At 35.4% G+C, this 22,630-nt stretch carries 30 protein-coding genes; 6 read left to right on the plus strand and 24 right to left on the minus strand.

Going from position 1 to position 22,630, the window contains the following annotated elements:
• Positions 1–177 precede the first annotated feature (177 nt).
• The 6 genes from FM121_RS02045 to celB are packed head-to-tail and all read left to right on the plus strand — an operon-like array spanning position 178 to position 6,150.
• A complete protein-coding gene (locus tag FM121_RS02045; RefSeq protein WP_086950490.1) occupies positions 178–1,611 on the plus strand; it encodes a 6-phospho-beta-glucosidase in 1,434 nt (477 codons plus the stop codon).
• Between the two features lie 16 nt (positions 1,612–1,627).
• Positions 1,628–1,942, plus strand: coding sequence for a PTS cellobiose transporter subunit IIB (locus FM121_RS02050; protein WP_086950491.1), 315 nt, complete (start codon positions 1,628–1,630; stop codon positions 1,940–1,942).
• A gap of 17 nt (positions 1,943–1,959) precedes the next feature.
• On the plus strand, positions 1,960–3,957 hold the full coding sequence (locus FM121_RS02055) for a BglG family transcription antiterminator (protein WP_086950536.1): 1,998 nt from the start codon (positions 1,960–1,962) through the stop codon (positions 3,955–3,957).
• Complete coding sequence (locus FM121_RS02060; protein WP_086950492.1) at positions 3,958–4,284, plus strand: PTS cellobiose transporter subunit IIA; 327 nt, start codon at positions 3,958–3,960, stop codon at positions 4,282–4,284.
• An 18-nt stretch (positions 4,285–4,302) separates the two neighbouring features.
• Positions 4,303–4,794, plus strand: a complete 492-nt coding sequence (locus FM121_RS02065; RefSeq protein WP_086950493.1) for a hypothetical protein — start codon at positions 4,303–4,305, stop codon at positions 4,792–4,794.
• A 15-nt stretch (positions 4,795–4,809) separates the two neighbouring features.
• Complete coding sequence (celB, locus tag FM121_RS02070; RefSeq protein ID WP_086950494.1) at positions 4,810–6,150, plus strand: PTS cellobiose transporter subunit IIC; 1,341 nt, start codon at positions 4,810–4,812, stop codon at positions 6,148–6,150.
• Positions 6,151–6,214: 64 nt separating this feature from the next.
• Here the strand turns inward: celB and FM121_RS02075 are convergent, their stop codons facing one another.
• The 24 genes from FM121_RS02075 to rplE form a co-directional block, all read right to left on the minus strand.
• Positions 6,215–9,091: a DUF3427 domain-containing protein gene (locus FM121_RS02075; RefSeq protein ID WP_086950495.1), complete on the minus strand. Its 2,877-nt coding sequence runs from the start codon at positions 9,089–9,091 to the stop codon at positions 6,215–6,217.
• A gap of 1 nt (position 9,092) precedes the next feature.
• The gene (locus FM121_RS02080) at positions 9,093–9,500 is read right to left on the minus strand and encodes a (deoxy)nucleoside triphosphate pyrophosphohydrolase (RefSeq protein WP_086950537.1); all 408 of its coding nucleotides are present in this window, start codon (positions 9,498–9,500) and stop codon (positions 9,093–9,095) included.
• A gap of 286 nt (positions 9,501–9,786) precedes the next feature.
• Positions 9,787–10,179 (minus strand): 30S ribosomal protein S9, encoded by a 393-nt coding sequence (gene rpsI, locus FM121_RS02085; protein ID WP_086950496.1) that lies wholly within the window; start codon positions 10,177–10,179, stop codon positions 9,787–9,789.
• A gap of 13 nt (positions 10,180–10,192) precedes the next feature.
• The gene (gene rplM, locus FM121_RS02090; RefSeq protein WP_086950497.1) at positions 10,193–10,636 is read right to left on the minus strand and encodes a 50S ribosomal protein L13; all 444 of its coding nucleotides are present in this window, start codon (positions 10,634–10,636) and stop codon (positions 10,193–10,195) included.
• Between the two features lie 157 nt (positions 10,637–10,793).
• Complete coding sequence (truA, locus tag FM121_RS02095; RefSeq protein WP_086950498.1) at positions 10,794–11,537, minus strand: tRNA pseudouridine(38-40) synthase TruA; 744 nt, start codon at positions 11,535–11,537, stop codon at positions 10,794–10,796.
• A 154-nt stretch (positions 11,538–11,691) separates the two neighbouring features.
• Positions 11,692–12,489, minus strand: a complete 798-nt coding sequence (locus FM121_RS02100) for an energy-coupling factor transporter transmembrane component T family protein (RefSeq protein WP_086950499.1) — start codon at positions 12,487–12,489, stop codon at positions 11,692–11,694.
• Positions 12,479–13,351, minus strand: a complete 873-nt coding sequence (locus FM121_RS02105) for an energy-coupling factor ABC transporter ATP-binding protein (protein WP_179203775.1) — start codon at positions 13,349–13,351, stop codon at positions 12,479–12,481. Before FM121_RS02105 ends, FM121_RS02100 begins: the two co-directional genes overlap by 11 nt.
• Complete coding sequence (locus FM121_RS02110; protein ID WP_086950501.1) at positions 13,327–14,169, minus strand: energy-coupling factor ABC transporter ATP-binding protein; 843 nt, start codon at positions 14,167–14,169, stop codon at positions 13,327–13,329. The genes FM121_RS02105 and FM121_RS02110 overlap by 25 nt, the downstream gene beginning before the upstream one ends.
• Positions 14,170–14,493: 324 nt before the next feature.
• The gene (gene rplQ / locus FM121_RS02115; RefSeq protein WP_086950502.1) at positions 14,494–14,880 is read right to left on the minus strand and encodes a 50S ribosomal protein L17; all 387 of its coding nucleotides are present in this window, start codon (positions 14,878–14,880) and stop codon (positions 14,494–14,496) included.
• 27 nt (positions 14,881–14,907) lie between these two features.
• A complete protein-coding gene (locus tag FM121_RS02120; RefSeq protein ID WP_086950503.1) occupies positions 14,908–15,846 on the minus strand; it encodes a DNA-directed RNA polymerase subunit alpha in 939 nt (312 codons plus the stop codon).
• 80 nt (positions 15,847–15,926) lie between these two features.
• Positions 15,927–16,316, minus strand: a complete 390-nt coding sequence (gene rpsK, locus FM121_RS02125; protein WP_086950504.1) for a 30S ribosomal protein S11 — start codon at positions 16,314–16,316, stop codon at positions 15,927–15,929.
• A gap of 29 nt (positions 16,317–16,345) precedes the next feature.
• Positions 16,346–16,711, minus strand: coding sequence for a 30S ribosomal protein S13 (gene rpsM / locus FM121_RS02130; RefSeq protein WP_086950505.1), 366 nt, complete (start codon positions 16,709–16,711; stop codon positions 16,346–16,348).
• 17 nt (positions 16,712–16,728) lie between these two features.
• On the minus strand, positions 16,729–16,842 hold the full coding sequence (rpmJ, locus tag FM121_RS02135; RefSeq protein WP_071457744.1) for a 50S ribosomal protein L36: 114 nt from the start codon (positions 16,840–16,842) through the stop codon (positions 16,729–16,731).
• Between the two features lie 32 nt (positions 16,843–16,874).
• Complete coding sequence (infA, locus tag FM121_RS02140; protein WP_086950506.1) at positions 16,875–17,093, minus strand: translation initiation factor IF-1; 219 nt, start codon at positions 17,091–17,093, stop codon at positions 16,875–16,877.
• 205 nt (positions 17,094–17,298) lie between these two features.
• Entirely contained in the window at positions 17,299–17,952 is a 654-nt protein-coding gene (locus FM121_RS02145; protein WP_086950507.1) for an adenylate kinase, read from the minus strand.
• 57 nt (positions 17,953–18,009) lie between these two features.
• Positions 18,010–19,308, minus strand: coding sequence for a preprotein translocase subunit SecY (secY, locus tag FM121_RS02150; protein ID WP_086950508.1), 1,299 nt, complete (start codon positions 19,306–19,308; stop codon positions 18,010–18,012).
• Positions 19,308–19,748, minus strand: a complete 441-nt coding sequence (gene rplO, locus FM121_RS02155; protein ID WP_086950509.1) for a 50S ribosomal protein L15 — start codon at positions 19,746–19,748, stop codon at positions 19,308–19,310. Before rplO ends, secY begins: the two co-directional genes overlap by 1 nt.
• Positions 19,749–19,790: 42 nt before the next feature.
• Complete coding sequence (rpmD, locus tag FM121_RS02160; RefSeq protein ID WP_086950510.1) at positions 19,791–19,970, minus strand: 50S ribosomal protein L30; 180 nt, start codon at positions 19,968–19,970, stop codon at positions 19,791–19,793.
• An 11-nt stretch (positions 19,971–19,981) separates the two neighbouring features.
• Entirely contained in the window at positions 19,982–20,482 is a 501-nt protein-coding gene (gene rpsE / locus FM121_RS02165; RefSeq protein ID WP_086950511.1) for a 30S ribosomal protein S5, read from the minus strand.
• A 20-nt stretch (positions 20,483–20,502) separates the two neighbouring features.
• A complete protein-coding gene (rplR, locus tag FM121_RS02170; RefSeq protein ID WP_086950512.1) occupies positions 20,503–20,859 on the minus strand; it encodes a 50S ribosomal protein L18 in 357 nt (118 codons plus the stop codon).
• A gap of 28 nt (positions 20,860–20,887) precedes the next feature.
• Positions 20,888–21,424, minus strand: coding sequence for a 50S ribosomal protein L6 (gene rplF, locus FM121_RS02175; RefSeq protein WP_086950513.1), 537 nt, complete (start codon positions 21,422–21,424; stop codon positions 20,888–20,890).
• 29 nt (positions 21,425–21,453) lie between these two features.
• Complete coding sequence (gene rpsH / locus FM121_RS02180; protein WP_086950514.1) at positions 21,454–21,852, minus strand: 30S ribosomal protein S8; 399 nt, start codon at positions 21,850–21,852, stop codon at positions 21,454–21,456.
• 34 nt (positions 21,853–21,886) lie between these two features.
• A complete protein-coding gene (locus FM121_RS02185) occupies positions 21,887–22,072 on the minus strand; it encodes a type Z 30S ribosomal protein S14 (protein ID WP_077275924.1) in 186 nt (61 codons plus the stop codon).
• An 18-nt stretch (positions 22,073–22,090) separates the two neighbouring features.
• Entirely contained in the window at positions 22,091–22,630 is a 540-nt protein-coding gene (gene rplE, locus FM121_RS02190; RefSeq protein ID WP_086950515.1) for a 50S ribosomal protein L5, read from the minus strand.

Below are 22,630 nucleotides of genomic sequence, written 5' to 3' on the forward strand. Positions count from 1 at the left end.
AACTTTCGGAATCAAAATTGTATTCTTCCCATTTTAACATAATAATCCTTCTATTATTGATTATTATGTTCCTTGATAAAAAATATTTTATTTCCTTAATCCTAAGGAAAATTAAATTTTGATAAGAAAACGCTAACAACATATAATAAAGTCAAATAAAAAAACAGGAGTGATAAAATGACAAATAAATTACCAAACAATTTTTTATGGGGTGGCGCTGTAGCGGCTCACCAATTAGAAGGTGCTTGGAATGTTGATGGCAAAGGTCCTAGCGTGGCAGATGTTATGACTGTTGGTAGTACAACTAGCTATCGATCTATTACAGAGGGTGTTCTAGATTTCGAGTATTATCCTAATCACGAAGCCATTGATTTTTACCATCACTATAAAGAAGACATCAAATTATTTGCGGAAATGGGCTTTAAATGTTTTAGGACTTCCATTGCTTGGACACGAATTTTTCCTAAAGGAGATGAGCACGAACCAAATGAAGCTGGTTTACAATTTTATGATGACTTATTCGATGAGTGTCTAAAATATAATATCGAACCGATTGTCACACTATCTCATTTTGAAATGCCTTATCATCTCGTGACAGAGTATGGTGGCTTTAGAAACCGAAAACTCATTGATTTTTTTGTTAATTTTGCTGAAACGTGTTTCACACGCTATCAATCAAAAGTTAAGTACTGGATGACGTTTAATGAAATTAACAATCAAGCTAACTTCAATGAAGATTTTGCCCCCTTTACAAATTCAGGTATTTTTTATCAACCAGGAGAAAACCGGGAAGCGGTCATGTATCAAGCCGCTCATTATGAATTAGTCGCAAGTGCCAAAGCAGTTCAAATTGGAAAAACGATTAATCCTAATTTTGAAATTGGTTGTATGATGGCGATGTCCCCTGTTTATCCTGAAAATTGCCAACCTAAAAATAACTTAATGGCATTAAAAATTATGGAAAAACGTTATTACTTTGCCGATGTGCATGTTTTCGGTAGTTATCCAAATCATATTCTCAATTACTGGAAGAGAAATAAAATCACTTTAGATATCACAGAAGAAGACTTGGCAGAGCTAAAAAAAGGAACGGTTGATTATATCGGTCTTAGTTACTATATGTCTCACGCCACCAAACACCGTCCTGACAATACTTATTATGATTACGATGAGACAAAAGATTTGATTAAAAATGAATTTGTGGAAAGATCAGATTGGGGTTGGCAAATTGATCCAGTTGGTCTTAGATATATTTTGAATTGGTTAACCGACGTTTACCGCTTGCCACTCTTCATTGTTGAAAATGGCTTTGGGGCTTACGATAAAAAGGAAGCTGACGGGACTATTCATGACACTTATCGAATCAATTATCTAAAAGCTCATATTGAGCAAATGCGCTTAGCAGTGATTGAAGATGGCGTTGATTTAATGGGCTACACGCCTTGGGGTTGTATTGACTTAGTCTCGGCAGGGACAGGAGAAATGGAAAAACGCTATGGTTTCATTTTTGTTGATAAAGACAATCAAGGACAAGGGACATTAGAACGTAGTAGAAAAGAATCATTTTATTGGTATCAACAAGTCATTCAAAGTAATGGCGAACAACTATAATTAGGAGGAAACACACATGAAAAAAGCATTAATTATTTGCGCAGCGGGAATGTCATCTTCAATGATGGCATCAAAAACAACGACTTACTTTAAAGATAAAGGACTTGAAATTGAAGTCGATGCTGTCTCAGCGACAGAAGGTGACAAAATGATTAAAAATAGTGATTTTGATTTATTTCTGATTAGTCCTCAAACAACCATGTTTTTCGATAAGTTTAAAAAATTAGGAGACAACGTGAATAAACCCGTTGTCAGTATTCCTTTCCAAGCCTATGTTCCTATACCAACAGGAATTCAAAAAATGGCTGATCTTATCGAAGAGAGTCTGTAGAAAAAATGGTGTATTTGATGAATCAAAAGGAACAAAATATTATCAAATACTTATTGGAAAACCAAAGTAACTACATCACTAGCCAAGAACTTGCTGAAGAATTTTCTTTATCCGACCGAACCATTCGAACGTATATTAATAAATTAAAACCCACTGTTATAGACCATGGTGCCATGATCCATTCGAAAACAGGCCACGGTTATCAGCTTGAAATAAAACAACGTGGAACTTTTGATTTATTTTTAAAACAACAAAAAGTTGGATCTATTCTTCGAGGTGATCGCCCCCAAGTCATGGAAATTGAGGATCGACAAAATTATATTTTAAATAAATTATTACTAGAAGATGCTATTTTAACTTTTGAAGGTTTATCAGAACGACTTTTCATTAGCCAATCAAGTGTCACTAAAGATGTGAATGAAATTCGTGACCGCTTGAAAGATTATCATCTTATCATTCAAACCAAATCTGGTACCGGTTTCTGGGTTGAAGGTCTTGAACAAGAAAAAAGACATTTCATTATGGATAATTTTTTTGGTAAAAACTATCGAAATCCATTAAAAGAACATATTAGTAATAGTGATCTTTTTACAGATATCACCTTTGAAGAATTAACGATTATTATTCTTGATGAGTCCAGAGAAGAGCGATTAAAACTATCAGATGTTATCATTCAAAATCTAGTGTTACACCTTTCTCTTGCGATTAAACGAATTAAGGAAGGCTTTGAATTAACAAATTCAGGTATTAACATAGATGAAACCAATCAAAAGGAATATAAAGTTGCTACTAAGATTATGAGGCGAGTAGAAGCAAATTTAGACATTCAATTTCCAAAAGAAGAAATTGGTTACCTCACTCTCCATTTGATGGCTAAGTCTAATCAAACTTCTAAGCGTAAAAATAAAAAAGTTCATCATTCACTCATACAAATGATTCAAGAATTGTCTTTAGACATTGGCATTAATTTAATGGACGACTATCAGCTTTATAACGGACTATTGGAACACATTAAACCTATGTTAGTCCGATTAGACAAAAATATTAGTTTAAAAAACCCTTTAAGAGAAGATATCAAAAAAAATTATCCTGAAGCTTTTGAATTGACTAAAAAGCATATGAAACCTATGAAAATTTTTGACTCTTATTCAATTAATGAAGATGAATGGGCATACCTCTCACTCCATATAATGGCTGCAATTGAAAAAAATAAAAACACTCGTAAATTACAGGTACTTATTATTTGTGCCACAGGTTACGGAAGTGCTCAGCTCTTACGTAATCGGGTAAATAATGAATTTAGTAACAGCCTGAATGTGGTGGATGTTTTAGGTTATTACGAACTAAATGAGAATAGTTTAGCAAACATTGATTTAATTATTTCATCAATTAATTTATCTTCAGTTTTATTTAAAGTACCAGTCATTCATGTCAGTGTCTTTCTAAATAACCAAGACATTGAAAAAATCAAAAATGAAACAAAAATAATTGATATTAGAACATCTGTTAATGAAAACTCACATCATTCCTTAACAAATAAAGAAGGTGTCCACTATGTTGATGAACATCTCTCAGAAAAGCTTTTTACAGTTTATACAAAACCAGTCACAAAAGAAGATGTCTTATTAGATTTGTTAACACAATTAAATCAAGATGAAGATCCCGACTATATCGAGAAAATGATAGTTCAAATAAAACAAAGAGAACATATGGGACAAATTATTTTTAGTGAGAGCATCGTCGTTCCTCATCCTGCAAAACCTATAGGCATTACAACAAAAATGGCAGTTGGGATTATTCCAAATGGGATAAATTGGAATCAAAATAATAAGATTCAATTTGTTTTTCTGATTTCCCCTTCTTACATTGAAAATGAAGGAATTACTTATTTAACAAAAAACATCGTCAAACTTGTCGATGATTTGGACACACAACAAGCTATTTTGAACGATCCTAGCTTTAATAACTTTCAGAATCATTTTCTCAAAATAGCAAACCAACAGGAGGTCGATTAAGTGGAAGGAATAACTACTAGTGAAGAACTACAAGTCACTGCTTTTGAAATTATATTAAATAGCGGCAACGCTAGAACTCTTATACATGAAGCTTTTGCTTCTATGAGAAAAAAAGATTTTGAAACAGCAGATCAAAAACTAACAGGAGCTAATGACAGCATTTTGATTGCTCATCAATCTCAAACAAAGCTATTAAAAGAATATGCTGGTGGGAAAAAAATTGAGATGGAAATCATCATGGTTCACGCTCAAGATCACCTAATGACCACTATGACTTTATTAGAAGTCGCAAAAGAAATGGAATTTTTGTATCAAGAAAGAACCTAAAAGGAGGGGCAGTTAGTTATGGAAGAAAGTGTTGAACTTAACAAAAAGAAACTGAGCCTTAAAGTAATGTCATACAACAGATTTCTGATGATTCGTTATACTACTGCTGTCTTTTTCTTTTCAAATCTCTATTGGATGGTATTTTTGCTGTACCAAAAGAGTTCTGGTTTTATCATTCCTTTATTGTTATTAGGTAGTTCGTTGTTACCAATCATTGAACAAATTAAATTGTACCGAGAACCAACAAGTAACGCTCCTCTAACAAAAATATACTATAAAATTCAACTAGGAGCTAACTTTGTTTTAATAACAACAAGTTTTACCCCAATTTTTAAAGAGCTTTTCTTTTTTATGAATCAAGACAAAGGAGGAAAACTTTCTGCTATTTTTATTTTATTAGTTGGTGTTATTTTATCTTTAATTATGCTTCAACGTCTAACTAAAATCCAACAAAATCAAGATAAACAGTACGACCGTGTTAAAAAATATGAAAAATTACTGGGTATTTAAGAAGGGAGTAATACAATGTTTAACTTTTTACAAAAATACTTAATGGGTCCAATGAGTAAAGTTGCTCAATTAAAAGTCGTAAGATCTGTTATGGCTGCTGGGATGGCCTCTATCCCGTTTACTATTGTTGGTTCAATGTTCTTAGTTTTAAATATTCTACCGTTACCATTTCCGTTTCTTGAAGGTTTTTTCAATGCCACATTCTTTAAAATTAGCGATTTGTACATGATTGTTAATACGATGACTATGGGAATCTTATCTATTTATTTTGCTATTGTTTTTGCTTATGAATTAACTTCTATCGAAAGAGACGAACAAGAAGTGGCCGTCAACCCACTAACTGGTGCGCTACTTGCAGTTTTTGCCTTCTTCATGTGTATTCCAGAGCTTGTTATGTCCGATGGTAAGATTTCTCTTATTTCAAGTATCACTGATGCGGAAACAGTGGTTAACGGGATTCGAATGGGTGGCTTTGTGGAACGTTTAGGAACATCAGGTATCTTTACTGGTATTATCATGTCATATATTGCCGTTGAACTTTACGTTTTATGTGTTAAGAGAAAATGGGTGATTAAAATGCCAGATGTAGTACCACCTGGTGTTTCTAGATCATTTACAGCACTAATTCCAACTTTTCTAATTGCTTTTGTCGTAATGATTATTAACGGAACTTTAGTAGCTTTGGGAACAGATATTTTCAAAATTATCTCAATTCCTTTTGGATTTGTTACTAATCTAACCAATACTTGGCTAGGAGTTATGGTGATTTACTTCTTAATTCACGCCCTTTGGATCGTCGGTATTCATGGTGCCAACATTATCTCTTCTTTCTTAACACCGATTGTTTTAGCTAACATGGCAGCAAATGCAAACGGTGCTTCAATTCCACTTGCTGGTGAGTTTAACAACTCTTACGTAACGGTTGGTGGGTCTGGTGCCACACTTGGTTTAATCATCTTTATTGCCTTTTTAGCAAAATCAGACCAATTAAAAGTTTTAGGAAAAGCATCTCTTGTTCCTGGTATTTTCAATATTAATGAACCGATTATCTTCGGTATGCCGATTGTTTATAATCCTTATCTAGCAGTACCTTTCTTCTTAGCACCAATGGCTTCTGCTTCACTTGCTTATTTTGCTATTAAGTTAGAAATCGTTAAACCAATGTTGGCTCAAATGCCATGGCCTTCTCCAGTTGGGGTTGGAGCATTTGTCGGCAGTGGTGGAGACTGGAAAGCAGCTATTTTAGCAGTTTTATGTGCGATCTTAGCCTTCTTTATCTGGTTACCGTTTATTAGATTTTATGATAATAAGTTGCTGAAAGAAGAACAAGAGAAGGCAGCTGAGATGGCGGTTTAGGGAGATAGGAAAAGAGCTAATCCTTTTCAATTTAAAGGATTGGCTCTTTTATTTTGCTTATTATTTATTCTAGTACCTTAGTCAAAAACTCATACATATTAGATTCCACCGCTGTCTCTAATTTAAAATCTATCTCCACAACATTCTTCATTTTTCCATCAGAGGTTGGTTTCTGCTTTTGAGTAATCGATTCTTTAATTGGTTTCATCTCACCCATGTAATAAAAGTCTGTTTCGTTATCCTTATTAGTGTACTTTCGTTTAATAAAGAGATGGATATGTAAATCGTCTAAATCTCGTATATCTTTTACTTCCTTAGATTCCAATGTTCTAGGTGCTTTCGTGAACCAACGAAACGTCCGCTCATCTAAAAATTCATCTTCATACGCTATCAGTGACGCTTTAAAATCCTTTCCTTTGTCTAATGTCACAAAGATTGTAAAGTGGTTATTGCTCGATGTGTAGCCACCAATTCCCTGTTCATTTTGCTTAAAGGTCATATTGAGTTGACGCAACGCATCTTTTCTTCGGTATTTTTTATACAGGTTCAGAGGTTGAGTTATTTCATAGTTCTCTGATTTTTTTAAACCTGTTAAAATCAAATCCTCTAGCAATTTCACAAAATAAGGATTTTTCAAATACTCTTTAAAATTATCAGTTATCATTAGTTTTTCCGATTCAACTTTAAACATCTGAAAAGGTAAATATCTTTTTCTCAGCCCTGACTCATAAAATGATAAGTCCAAAACCTTCAGAGAAGATTCTAATATACCCTGTGTATAAAAAATCGATTGCTCAACAAACAGTTCCTCAATCTGCTTTATAGTTAGTCCTTCTTTTTTAATTTTTAAAACATGCGCCAAAATGAGTAATTCATGTGGCCGAATGCCTGATAATAATTCTGAAGAAACATATTTTAATGCCTGTGATTCTTCATCAGAAATATCCCCTTCCGTTTCTCCTAATTTTTCTAGAAATTGATAATAGGTTTTAGTTTTCCCAGTAATCAGTAAAGGATCAATACTTCCTGCTTCTTCAAAATCTAATAAGTACGGCACTTGATTCAAACGATTTTTCAATAAATAAAAATTCCTCTTTAACTCAACCATGGAATCCAATTTAGCTTGATCAATCGATGAAAAAATTCGTTCCTTGGCAATTTTTTCAAAATTAATTGCCGATAAACCCGAAATATATGAAGCATCAATCGTATCTCGTCTTAAATTATTTTTATTTCTAGAATGATCCCCTGATAACGCCATGGGTATCATGTAATTATTTCTATAGTTCCCAATAAAATCAATCACTGTCACAAAGTCTTTGGATTCATCTTTGCGCAAGCCACGCCCTAATTGCTGAATAAAAATAATACTCGATTCTGTATTTCTCAGCATAATAACTTGGTTCACCTTAGGAATATCAATCCCCTCGTTGAAAATATCCACAGTAAAAATATAATGAATTTTCCCTTGTTCCAATTTCTCAATCTCAGATTCCCGAGCGTCTAGTTTATCATCTCCAGAAAGATAGGAACTTGGAATACCCCTCTGATTAAAAAGTGCGGCTAATTCTTTGGCTTCTTCTTTTCTACTACAAAAAACCAAACCTTTTGCCTGATTTCCAGAACAACCATAGTAATCAATTTTATGAATCAGAAAATCAATTCGTTCCTGATTAACTAAATATTTAAGTTCTGACGTTTCATTAATTAGCAGACCATTTTTCTCATAGTCCGTTACTCCAAAGTAATGGAAAGGACATAAAATATCCTCTTCTAGCGCTTCTTGAAGTCTAATTTCGTATGCCACATTATAATCAAACAATTCAAAAATATTGAAGCCATCTGTTCGTTCAGGCGTTGCGGTCATTCCTAATAAAAAATCTGGTGAAAAATAATCAATGACTTTCTGATATGTCTCAGCCCCTGCTTTATGCACCTCATCTATTAAAATATAATCAAAAGCTGATTTGCCTAAAAGCTCTTGATAATTATCTTTCGAAATAGTTTGGATAGTGGCAAATAAGTATTTAGCATCTATTTCTTTTGAGTTACCAGATAAAATACCATAATCTGAATCCTCACCACCAATTACTTTTTTGAATGAAGCCCTCGCTTTTTTTAGAATCTGCTCTCTATGGACAATAAACAACATTCTTTTAGGTTGATAAGATGCTGCATCTAACGCTGCCAAATATGTTTTCCCAGTTCCAGTCGCAGAAATAATCAAACCTTTACTAGCACCTGTTTTACGTAAGTCTTTCAAACTGTTAAGAGCAGATTTCTGCATCTTATTAGGCGTAATATAAGCAGCATATTCTTCATCTAAAACTGTTTTTTCTTGTTTAATTATTTTAGAATTGATAATGGGACGATAAGACTTTTTAAATTTAGTTATCCAATCATCTGTTAAAGGTTCAGCACTCTGCCATTCATTTTCTAAGTGCTCTTGAATTGTGGTAATCATCTCACCATTGTCATAAGAAGTTAGCTTAACGTTCCACTCATAATTTTGTTTTAGAGCAGCCATAGTTAAATTAGAACTACCAATAATAAAACTCTGATAATCTCCCATATCAAACAAATAACCCTTAGCATGAAATCCTTCTTTATCTGAAATCCGAATATCAACATTAGATATTTTCAATAAAGACTCAAAAACCTCTGGCTGATTAAAACCTAAATAGGTAGATGTTAAGATACGTCCTTTAATGCCTCGTTGTTCCAAATCAGCCAACTGAACTTTAATCGCATTTAACCCGCTTTGGGTAATGAAAGCAACGGAGATAACAAAAGACTGACACTTATCTAAATCATTTTGAACCGTTGTTAATAAAAAATCCTTCTTCTTAGGATTGTTGACAATAAATTTAGGATTTAACGTATCACTTGGAACTAGCTTATTAATAAAAGCTCTTTTTAACGCTGTTTCTAATAAATCCATCTCACAGTTCCTCGATTTCCTCATTCATTAATTTGTCTACGGTCGGAATATCAGCAGGTGCCCATTCTAATGAATTTAGTTCTTCTGCCTTTAACCACTTAACTTGGAGATGCTCCGTTAATTGTGGTTCACCCGACTTCGAATAACAGATGAACGTCGTTAAATTAACATAACCAAAATCATATTCATACCGGCAAAAAGCAAACTCTTCTTCCACTATATCCACTTGAATTTTTAGCTCTTCTTTAATCTCCCGTTTTAAGGCTTGAACTTTTAATTCATCCTCTTCTATCTTCCCACCAGGAAACTCCCAAAGATTCGCTAAAGCTCTCCCAGGACCTCTTTGACAACAAAGGATCTTTTTATCTTTAATAATAATTGCTCCCACAACATTAATCTCTTTTTTCATCATTTCATACCTCTTATACTTTTTATCTGCTACTTTAGGATCGCATATAAAAGGTGTTTCAACAAGATCTATGTTTGAAATAAAAGATGTTTCGCGGATTAAATTTCTTAATTTTATTAATTCTACTAAATAGTATTATTCCACTTAATTATGATAAATTTTTTAAATATCATTTAATCAAATTATTGGGTAGATTTATAAAAGCCACCCAAATATTAGAAATATAGCATCAAAAAAAAGACACCCTCCAAATGGAAGATGCCTTGAAATTCTGTATATAAACGAATTAACGTTTTGAGAATTGTGATGCTTTACGAGCTTTTTTAAGACCTGGTTTTTTACGTTCTACCATACGAGCATCACGAGTTAACAATCCTGCACGTTTAAGAGCTGGACGGAAATCTGGATCTACTTGTAAAAGAGCGCGAGAAATACCGTGGCGAGTTGCCCCAGCTTGTCCTGCATATCCTCCACCGTCAACGTTAACTAATACGTCATATGCGCCTTTAGTTTCTGTTAATACTAGTGGTTGCATGATTACTTCACGTAAATCAGCATGTGGAATATATTCTTCAATGTCTTTTTTGTTCATGATAATTTTACCTGTACCGGGTACTAAGCGTACGCGAGCTACAGATGTTTTACGACGGCCTGTGCCTAAATATTGTACTTTAGCCAATGAAATTCCCTCCTTAAATTAAGTTAGTGATATCTAATACTTCTGGTTGTTGTGCTTCATGTTTGTGTTCAGCTTCACCATAAACGAATAATTTAGAACCTTGTTGGCGGCCTAAAGTATTTTTTGGTAACATGCCTTTGATTGAGTTTTCTAATAAACGACGAGAGTTTTTGTCACGTAATTCACCAGCAGTAACTGATTTCAAACCACCTGGGTGTTGGCTGTGACGATAGTAAATCTTGTCACTTGCTTTTTTACCAGTTAATTTTACTTTGTCTGCATTGATTACAATAACATAATCACCAGTGTCTACATGAGGTGTGAATGTTGGTTTATTTTTACCGCGTAAGATAGATGCTACGACTGTAGATAGACGACCTAAAGGAATATCTGTCGCGTCTACTACAAACCACTTACGATCAATTTCGCCATTTTTGGCCATATATGTTGTACGCATGGGTGTTTTTCCTCCAATATTTTCTTTACGTTGTTTGGGCATTACATAATAAGTTTCCGGGGCTCACCATGTTGTGGTCAAACAATACCATTTATCATATTATCGTGATTTCATTGATATGTCAATAAAATTCACTGTATTTTTTTACTTTTTTTAATTATTTGTAACTGACATTCATCAAGAAGAGCCCTTCAGGATGCGCTGTGGGTCCTGTCATCTTCTTGTCTTGATTAAGTAAGGCTTTTTCAATGGCATCTACTGGTAATTGTCCATTACCGATTTTCAGTAATGTTCCCACCAACATACGAACCATTTTATATAAAAAGCCATTTCCTCTAAAAATAAAAATAAGTTCTGTTTCACTTATTTTTTCGATAGTCACCTCATGTATTGTTCTTGTTTTATCTTGTACCGCGCTCCCTGTTGCGCAGAAGATACTAAAATCGTGCTCTCCTTCAATATACTTAGCTGCTTGCTTCATTATATCCAAATCTGGTGTATAGCGGTAGTGCGCTGAATATAGGCGTTTAAAGGGATCAGGAGATTGACCCAAGTCCACATGATAATGATAAATTTTTTCCTTAGCCAAATAACGGGCATGGAACTCGTCATCCACTTGTTCTACTGACAAAAAACAAATATCAGCTGGCGTTTGTGTATCTAGCGCAAAACGAAATTTCTCACTATCTCTTTCATGTGGATAATCAAAATGAATCACCTGTCCCTTAGCATGCACGCCAGAATCTGTCCGACCAGAAGGATGAATCGTGATCGATTTCCCACCATTAATTCGTCTCAACGTATTTTCAATTTCAGCTTGAATCGTATGGGCATTATTCTGAATTTGAAAGCCTGCATAATTGGTTCCATCATAACTAATTACCGCTTTATAACGTGGCATAATATTTCCTCCTAAATTTAGGGTGGATAAAAAGTCGTTCTGTTCCAAGCAACTGGAGCAGACTTTTTATCCCTGACTATTAAAATACGAAAGAGACTGACATTGGAGTCAGCCTCTACAAAAGTAAGCTATATACTTCTTTCACAACTCTTTTTTATCCTCGTAACCAGATCAACAGACCGGTTAAAATCGCAAAACCAATCACAACGAAGGTGTCATTCTTTTCCCAATGTAAGACACGATACTTCGTGCGACCTTCGCCCCCCTGGTATCCTCTTGCTTCCATGGCAATCGCTAAATCTTCCGCTCGGTTAAAACTACTCACAAAGAGTGGAATTAACAACGGGACGATTGATTTCATTTTGTCCATCAAATTTCCAGAACCAAAGTCCACACCACGTGCCCGTTGAGCATTCATAATTTTTTCTGTTTCATCCATTAACGTTGGTACAAATCGCAAGGCAATCGACAGCATTAACGAAATTTCATGAGCAGGAAACTTAATCGCTTTTAACGGACGAAGTAAGTACTCAATCGCATCAGCTAGTGATAAGGGAGGCGTCGTCAAGGTTAGTAACGTTGACATAAAAATAATTAACACAAAACGAATGAAAATATACGCTCCATTTTTAAGACCAAACTCACTAATACTAAAGATTCCCCATTCAAAGTACACTTGGCCCCCTCTTGAGAAGAGAACTTGCAAGATAACTGTAAATAGAATCAACCAAATCAAAGGTTTAACACCCTTGATAAAGAAACGTAAACTAATTTTGGATAAAAGAATCGCAAAAAGTGTAAAAGCAAACATTAAACCAAATGATACAAAATTATTACATAAGAAAATAATGCCAATAAAATAAAAACTTGCGACAAGTTTGGCTCTTGGATCTAAGTTATGGATGAATGAATCACCAGGAATAAAACGACCTAAGATTAATTTATTCATCATGAGCGTCACCCTCCTTCAAATCACGGGCTAACTCATCTGCAAGTTCTGTAGCAGTTAATGGTAATTGGTCAAATTGATACCCTTTTTCTATCAGTTTAAAAGCAAAGTCCGTCGCAGTAGGCACACCCAGTTGCTTTTCATTCAACCAAGCAACATCTTCAAATATTTCACGAGGATGACCTTTTTTATGGATTTTTCCTTTTTCAAGAACCACCATATAGTCAGCGTACTCCGCTACATCATCCATTAAATGAGTCACTAAAATAATATTGATCCCTTTTTCTTTATGAAGACGATAAAACATTTCCATCATGTCTTTCCGACCACGAGGATCAAGTCCAGCTGTTGGTTCATCTAAAATTACCACTTCAGGCTCCATCGCTAAAACGCCAGCAATCGCCACACGACGCATTTGCCCACCAGATAGGTCAAATGGTGACCTTTCCATATAAGACTCATCTAAACCAACTAAATCGAGCATTTCAGCTGCTAATTTCAAGCTTTCTTCTTCTGATACACCAAAATTCTTAGGACCAAAAGCAATATCACGGGCTACAGTTTCATCAAATAACTGGGACTCTGGAAATTGAAAAACAATTCCTACCTTTTTGCGGATGGGCTTCAAGTTTTTATTATCCGTTTCCGGCGTAATCACACGATCACCTATTGTTACTTTGCCTTTAGTTGGTTTAAGCAGCGCATTTAAATGTTGGAGTAAGGTGGATTTTCCACTTCCTGTATGACCAACAATGGCTGTATAACTATTTGTTGGAATTTCCAAATTAATATCAAAAAGCACTCTCTGTTCAAAAGGGCTATTAGGTTGGTAAGTAAAATCTACTTGTTCAAACCGGATGTCCATAGCCAGTCCACCATCCCTTCTTCAGTTAAATATTCATCAGGCACATCGATGTCACGATTTTTTAAAGCGGCTTTCAATTTTTCAGGGAACGGAACATCTAAACCAAGTTCAATCAGTTCTTCACCATGAGAGAAGATATCACCCGGTGTTCCTTCCTGAATAATCTCTCCCTCACGCATGACTAACACTCGATTAGCAAAAGCGGCTTCATCAATATCATGAGTAATCGAAATAACAGTCAAATTAGAATCTTCTTTAATTTTTTTTATCGTATCAATCACTTCTTTACGACCTTGAGGATCAAGCATAGAAGTCGCCTCATCTAAAATGATCACATCAGGGCGCAAAGCAATCACACCAGCAATTGCTACTCGTTGTTTTTGGCCACCAGAAAGACGGGCTGGTTCTTTAGTGCTAAATTCAGACATTCTTACCATATCTAAAGCATCCTTCACACGTGTAACCATATCTTCACGCGGAACACCCTGATTTTCTAAACCAAAAGCTACATCGTCTTCCACTGTAGAGCCCACAAACTGATTGTCAGGGTTTTGAAAAACCATTCCAATCATTCGACGAATATCCCAAAGTGTTTCTTCCGTTACTTTTTCACCCTTAACAAAGATATCACCTTTATTAGCGACTATCAGCCCATTGATTGTTTTAGCTAAAGTAGACTTACCAGAGCCATTATGACCAATTAAAGCCACCCACTCACCCGGGTATATATTTAATGAAACATCATTTAGTGCATTTTTTTCTTCTTCACCATGATATTTAAATGTAATATTTTTTAATTCAATTAAAGGAGTCTCCATATTAATTCTTCCCTATTCTTTATCTCATTATTTTAAAAAAATGTTTCATTCTATTCTTAATAATATAATTATTAAAAATACAAGGAAACATTCTTGTGGGCTAAGATAAGCACTTATTCATCTTAGTCGATATTCAGCTATTTGACAATTAAATCGTGTTACTTAACGGGTATAAAAAAAGCACTTTATATGATGAGCGCGTGCCCTCTAGTTAAAAAACTAGAGGACCAGCACCGAGCTAGACTCGGAAAAATTAATTTCCAACATCATAACACTCTAAAAGAATCATCTATAAAGTGATGCAACATATTTAAAACAGTATTATTAAACTAATTCAATAATTACCATTGGTGCAGCGTCACCGCGACGTTGTCCTTTTTTAAGGATACGTGTGTAACCACCTTGGCGATCTTGGTAACGAGGTCCCAAGTCATTAAATAATTTTTGTAAAGCTGTTTCTTGGATGATTTCTTCTCCTGATTCGTCTAAACGAGCTTCTAGTAATTCATTTCTTACATAAGCTGCAGCTTGACGACGAGCATGAAGATCTCCACGTTTACCTAAAGTAATCATTTTTTCAGTAGTTGAACGGATTTCTTTGGCACGAGCTTCAGTTGTTTCGATGCGTTCGTTCATGATAAGATCAGTTGTCAAATCACGTAACATAGCTTTTCTTTGGCTGCTTGTGCGGCCTAATTTACGATAACTCACGTCGTATTCCCTCCTTAGTCAATTCGATTAATCGTCTTGACGTAATCCTAGTTCTAAATCAGCTAATTTAGCTTTTACTTCTTCAAGTGATTTACGGCCTAAGTTACGGACTTTAATCATTTCAGCCTCAGATTTATTTGTTAATTCTTGTAATGTATTGATGCCTGCGCGTTTCAAACAGTTATAAGAGCGAACAGATAGATCTAATTCTTCTATTGTTGTTTCCAACATTTTTTCTTTTTGTGTTTCTTCTTTTTCGATCATGATTTCAGCATTTTTCGCTTCGTCAGTTAAGTTAACGAATATATCTAAGTGCTCAGTCAAGATTTTAGCAGATAAACTGATAGCCTCTTGTGGCGCAATAGAACCGTCTGTCCAAACATCCAAAGTTAATTTATCGAAATCTTCACGATGTCCAACACGCGTATTCTCTACTTGGTAGTTAACACGAGTAATTGGTGTGTAGATAGAATCCACTGGTAAAACACCAATTGGCATATCTTCACTTTTATTTTCATCAGCTTGTACATAACCACGGCCTGGTTTAACAGTTAAACTAGCACGGAACGTTGCACCTTCAGATACGCTACAGATGAATAAATCTTTGTTCATGATTTCAACATCACTGTCAGTAATAATGTCACCAGCAGTAACATTAGCTGGACCAGTAATATCGATCTCTAAAGTTTTTTCTTCTTCAGCATATAATTTAAGTGCTAAGCCTTTGATGTTTAAAATTATTTGAGTGACATCTTCACGCACTCCCTTGACAGTAGAAAACTCATGTAATACACCATCAATTTGAAGATTTGTGATTGCAGCACCTGGAAGAGATGACAATAAAATACGGCGTAACGAATTACCTAACGTAGTTCCATAGCCTCTTTCAAGTGGCTCGATGACGAACTTGCCATAATCTCTATCTTCATCAATCTTTGTGATTCTTGGTTTCTCAAATTCAATCATTCTTGTCTATACCCCTTTCAAAACGAAAAGTGTCCTGCTCAATGTCGCAAAAGTTCTACTCATTAGAATAAACTCACTCACTAAACACGACGGCGTTTTGGAGGGCGGCATCCATTATGAGGAACTGGAGTCACGTCACGAATTGCTGTCACTTCTAATCCTGTTGCTTGTAATGAACGAATAGCTGCTTCACGACCAGAACCTGGTCCTTTTACAGTTACGTCAACAGTTTTTAAACCATGTTCCATTGCTGCTTTAGCTGCAACTTCTGCTGCCATTTGAGCTGCGAATGGTGTTGATTTTTTACTTCCTCTAAATCCTAATGAACCTGCTGATGACCATGCAATTGCATTACCATGAACATCTGTTAACATTACGATTGTGTTATTGAATGTTGAGTGGATATGTGCCACACCTGCTTCAATATTCTTTTTCACACGACGTTTTCTAGAAACTTTTTTAGCTACCATGAAGCTTTATACCTCCTTCACTTTAATTCTTATTTTTTCTTACCAGCGATAGAACGAGCTGGTCCTTTTCTTGTGCGTGCATTATTTTTCGTGTTTTGTCCACGAGTTGGTAATCCACGACGATGACGCATACCTCTGTATGAACCAATTTCCATTAAGCGTTTGATGTTTAAGTTTACTTCACGACGTAAGTCACCTTCAACTTTTAATTTATCAATCGCTGCACGAATTGAATCTGTTTGTTCGTTAGTTAAATCGCGTACACGGATTTCTTCAGAAACTCCTGCTTCAGCTAAAACTTGTTGAGAAGTTTTCTTTCCAATTCCGAAAATATAAGTAAGCGAAATAACAACACGTTTATCACGAGGAATATCTACACCTGCAATACGAGCCATTATACGTTAACCTCCTTTTATCCTTGACGTTGTTTATGTTTTGGGTTTTCACAGATAACCATAACTCGACCTTTACGACGAATTATTTTACATTTTTCACAAATGGGTTTTACTGATGGTCTTACTTTCATGATTATACCTCCTTGAATTTTACGGAGTACAACTATTTAAAGCGATATGTAATACGACCTCTTGTTAAATCATACGGAGATAATTCAACCGTCACTTTATCACCAGGTAAAATACGAATGTAATGCATTCTAATCTTTCCTGAAACATGTGCTAAAACAACATGGCCGTTTTCTAATTCAACTTTAAACATTGCATTCGGCAAAGTTTCGACGACTGTACCTTCAATTTCAATCATATCTTCTTTCGCCACAACTAGTACCTCCTTATACATTGTTTGCATCTGACATATACGACAAATTGACAAAAATAGAATTCAACCTATTTCTTTCCAACTTTTGTATTATAGCATAACTCTATTACAAAATAAAGTTGAGAGGAAAAAAAATCCCTGATTCAACTTATAAAGCAAGAAAAAGGCCTGATTCTCAAAGAATAATAGATAGCTAGATAAATGACTAGTTTTTAGAACCGATAATTTTTTCGATATCTTTAAAAACCTCTTGGATATCACGATCACCATCAATAGTTTGCATTACCTTTTGGTTTTCATAATACGCTAGAATTGGTTCAGAGTTTTTGATGTTAACTTCCAGACGATTTTTAACCGTTTCTGGTTTATCGTCTTCTCTTTGGTAGAAGTTATGGCCTCCACAACGATCACAAGTTCCTTCCACTTTTGGCGGATTGAATAATTTATGATAAGTTGCACCACAATCTTTACAGATAAAACGACCCGCTAAACGATCAATTAAAACTTCTGCTTCAACATGAATGTTTAAGACGTTGTCTACTTTTTTACCTAATTCCTCTAAAATTTTATCTAATTCTTCTGCTTGAGCTAGTGTACGAGGGAAACCATCTAATAGGAAACCTTTTTCTGTATCGTCTTGAGATAGACGATCTTTAACAATGCCGTTTGTCACTTCATCAGGAACTAATTCGCCTTTATCAATAAATGATTTAGCTAGTAGGCCTAATTCCGTTTCATTCTTCATTGCATCACGAAACATGTCTCCAGTTGAGATGTGGGGAATTCCATAAACGTCGATTATTCTCTCCGCTTGCGTCCCTTTACCTGCTCCTGGCAATCCCATTAGGATGAGATTCATTTGTTTTCCTCCTTAAGTTCGAGAAAAGTGCTGAGGAATATCCTCAACACACCACTCTTACTCTCTGATAAAACCAGTATATTGACGTTTTAATAATAATCCTTCAAGCTGTTTGTTAGTTTCAAGAGCCACACTAATAACAATCAATAAACTTGTCCCACCCAATCCGATAGATTGAGGTAGGTTCCAAACGTTTTGAGCAATAATAGGTAAAATTGCTACTAACCCTAAGAACAATGAACCAACTGTACTCAGTCTCATTAAAAGACTTGAGATAAATTGCTCAGTTGCCTTACCAGGTCGTACACTTGGAATATAACTTCCTTGCTTTTGCAAATTCTCAGCTACTTTTTCAGGATTAACCTGAACAAATGCATAGAAGAATGTAAAAGCAATAATCAGTACTGTATATATTATTCCACCAGGAATAGTTGAATAGTTAAATATTTGTTCTAGTACTTTAAACCAGGCTTCTCCACCATGGCTTGTTTTAAATGCAGTTAATATTGTCGAAGGTGTTGCGATGAAAGAACTTGCAAAGATGACAGGAATAACGCCTGCTGCATTTACTTTTAATGGTAAATAACTACTTTGTGGTGCTCCAGCAACACGTTTTGTATATTGAATTGGAATTTTTCTTTCAGCTTGTTGTACATACGTTACCATAGTAACAATTAACAACACGGCTACAATTAAAATTGCTATAAAAATGAATGAACGAGTCAATTCAGATTGATCAATATTGACAAAATAAGCTTCATATATTTCTTTAATACTGCTAGGTAGTTTCGCAATGATACCAGCAAAGATAATCATTGAAACACCATTACCAATACCTTTTTCAGATATCTGTTCACCCATCCACGTTACTAACATCGTACCAGCAGTTAAAATAATACCGATACTAATATAAGTCATTGGATTAGGTTCTTTTACAAGACCTGCATTTGTATAGAAGTTAAAACCTGCTGTAATCGCAATGGATTGTACAAACCCTAACACTAATGTTAAGTAACGAGTCGCTTGGTTCAACTTACGTCGACCAACTTCCCCTTGTTTTGCCCACTCTACAAATTTTGGAACGATATCCATTTGAAGTAATTGGATGATGATTGAAGCAGTGATATATGGTGAAACCCCCATTGCGAACAATGAGAATCTTTCCATAGCATTACCACTAACTTGATTAAACATTGCCACTAATGCTAAGTCGTTAAGTTCTAGCAACGCTTTAGCATCAACGCCTGGAACAGTAATATGGGCCCCAACTCTAAACGCGAAGAGAATGAATAGCGTGAAAAATATCTTACTACGGATACTCTTCACTTTAAACGAATCCTTCAACAGTTTAAACATTAGATCACCTCTATTGAGCCACCAGCTGCTTCAATAGCAGTTTGTGCAGATTTTGAGAATTTAGCAGCTTTCACTGTTAATTTTTTAGTTAACTCGCCGTTTCCTAAAATTTTAATTCCCGATTTAGCATCTTTCACGATTCCTGCTTCGATTAAAGTAGTAGGTGTTACTTCGGTACCATCTTCAAATCGGTTTAATACGTCTAAATTGACGATTGCAAAATCTTTACGATTGATGTTTGTAAAGCCACGTTTTGGTAAACGCATGAATAATGGTGTTTGACCACCTTCAAATCCTAAACGTACGCCACCACCTGAACGTGATTTTTGACCTTTTTGTCCACGACCTGATGTTTTACCGTTACCAGATGATGATCCACGTCCAACGCGATTGCGTACGTGTCTTGATCCTTCTGCCGGATGTAATTCATGAAGTTTCATTAACTCGGCACCTCCTTAAACTAGTTTTGAAAATATCTTTAATTAAATTTCTTCTACGTCCACTAAATGTGAAACAGTGTTAACCATACCTTTGATGGCTTCGTTATTAGGTTTAACTACAGTTGCGTGCATTTTGTTTAAACCTAAAGCTTTAACTGTGTCACGTTGGTTTTGAGGACGTCCAATGATACTACGTTTTAAAGTAATTTTTAATTCACTCATTTTTGGTCCCCTTATCCGATTAATTTATCAACAGAAATGCCTCTAAGTTCAGCAACATCTTCTGCTTTTTTTAATCTATTTAATCCTTCAACAGTTGCGCGAACAACGTTTACAGGTGTGTTTGATCCTAATGATTTACTTGTGATATCAGAGATACCTGCTAACTCAAGTACGGCACGAACTGGTCCACCAGCGGCAACTCCAGAACCGGCTACTGCAGGCTTCATTAAAATGCGGCCACCACAGAAAGATCCGATAACTTCGTGAGGAATTGTTGAACCCACCATTGGTACTTCGATTACATTCTTTTTAGCGTCTTCAACGGCTTTACGGATTGCTTCTGGAACTTCTTGTGCTTTACCAGTACCAAATCCTACATGTCCGTTTCTGTCACCAACTACTACTAAAGCAGCAAAACGTAGACGACGTCCACCTTTAACAACTTTAGAAACGCGGTTAATTGCCACAACGCGATCTTCTAAATCAAATTGTCTAGCATCAATATTAGTCATGAATGGTATTCCTCCTTTTTCTAAAATTCTAATCCATTTTCACGTGCTGCTTCAGCTAATGCAGCTACACGTCCATGGTAAAGGTATCCACCACGGTCAAAAACTACTACTTTAATACCTTTTTCTGTTGCTTTAGTAGCAATTGCTGCACCAACAGCTTTTGCTGATTCTGTTTTATTGTCTCCTGCGATATCTTTATCAACAGTAGAGGCACTTGCAAGTGTCACACCCGCTACGTCATCAATTAATTGAGCGTAGATGTTTTTGTTAGAACGAAAAACGTTCAAGCGTGGGCACTCTGCAGTACCAGAGATTTTACTACGCACACGAGCATGTCTCTTTTGGCGAGTTTTATTTTTATCTGGTTTTGTAATCACACTTGTCACCTCGAATTTTTTTTATTTACTATTTACCTGTTTTACCTTCTTTACGTCTTACGTGTTCGCCAACATAGCGAATTCCTTTGCCTTTATATGGCTCTGGTGGACGTGTTCCACGAATATTAGCTGCTAATTCTCCAACAACTTCTTTGTTAGATCCTTTAACAATAATAGATGTGTTTGAAGGAACTTCTATTTCGATACCTTCGATAGCTTCGAATTCAACTGGATGTGAATATCCAACGCTTAATACAAGTTTTTTACCTTGTAATTGAGCACGGTAACCAACCCCGATTAATTCTAAAGCTTTTGAAAAGCCTTCGTTAACTCCAACAACCATGTTGTTTAAGTTAGCGCGCATAGTACCATGTAATGCTTTGTTTTGTTTATCATCGTTAGGACGTGTTAAAGTAACAACGCCTTCTTCAATGCTTAAAGTAATATTTGGTGAAAACTCACGAGTTAATTCACCTTTAGGTCCTTTAACAGTTACAGTCGTTCCGTTTTGCGTTACAGTTACACCTGCAGGAACAACGACTGGTTTATTTCCAATACGACTCATTCTAGGACACCTCCTTCTTCAAATATTTTTTACCAAACGTATGCTAATACTTCTCCACCGATGTTACGTTCTCTTGCTTCTTTATCAGTAACAATACCTTCTGAAGTTGAGATAATTGCGATACCTAAACCATTTAATACTTTAGGTACTTCATTTGCTTTTACATAAGCACGTAAACCTGGTTTTGAGATACGTTTTAAGTTAGTAATAACGCGTTCGTCGTTTTTACCATATTTTAAGAAAACACGGATGATGCCTTGTTTGTCATCTTCGATGAATTCTACGTCACGCACAAAACCTTCACGTTGTAAGATTTTTGCGACTTCAAGTTTGATAGTTGATGCAGGCAATTCTAATGATTCGTGTTTTACCATGTTGGCATTACGAATGCGTGTTAGAAAATCTGCAATTGGATCTGTCATCACCATTGATTATTTACCTCCTTTTAGCGGTTTACTTTTTTTACCAGCTTGCTTTCTTCACGCCGGGAATTTGTCCTTTATAGGCAAGTTCACGGAAGCAAATACGACAAAGTTTAAATTTACGATATACTGAATGTGGACGTCCACAACGTTCACAACGTGTGTACTCCTGTACTGCAAATTTTGCAGGACGTTTATTCTTAGCGATCATTGATTTTTTAGCCACGTAGTTCGCCTCCTTAAATTATTTTTGGAATGGCATTCCAAGTTGAGTTAATAACTCACGACCTTCTTCGTCACTGTTAGCAGTTGTAACAATAACAATGTCCATTCCTCGAACTTTATCTACTAAATCGTAGTCAACTTCAGGGAAGATTAATTGTTCTTTAACACCTAAAGTATAGTTTCCACGACCGTCGAATGATTTATTACTAATACCATGGAAGTCACGTACACGAGGTAAAGAGACAGATACTAATTTATCTAAAAATTCGTACATTCTTTCTCCACGTAAAGTTACTTTACAACCGATTGGCATACCTTCACGTAAACGGAAACCTGCGATAGATTTCTTAGCTTTTGTGATAATTGGTTTTTGTCCTGAGATTAAAGCTAATTCTTCAACAGCTTTATCTAGGTTTTTAGTATTTGAAACAGCATCACCCACACCCATGTTGATAACAATTTTATCAACTTTCGGTGTTTGCATTACTGATGAGTAGTTAAATTTTTCCATCAATGAAGGTGTTACTTCACTAACATACTTTGTTTTTAAGCGGTTCAT

The organism is Vagococcus fluvialis bH819 (genome assembly GCF_900163795.1).
Taxonomy (GTDB): domain Bacteria; phylum Bacillota; class Bacilli; order Lactobacillales; family Vagococcaceae; genus Vagococcus; species Vagococcus fluvialis_A.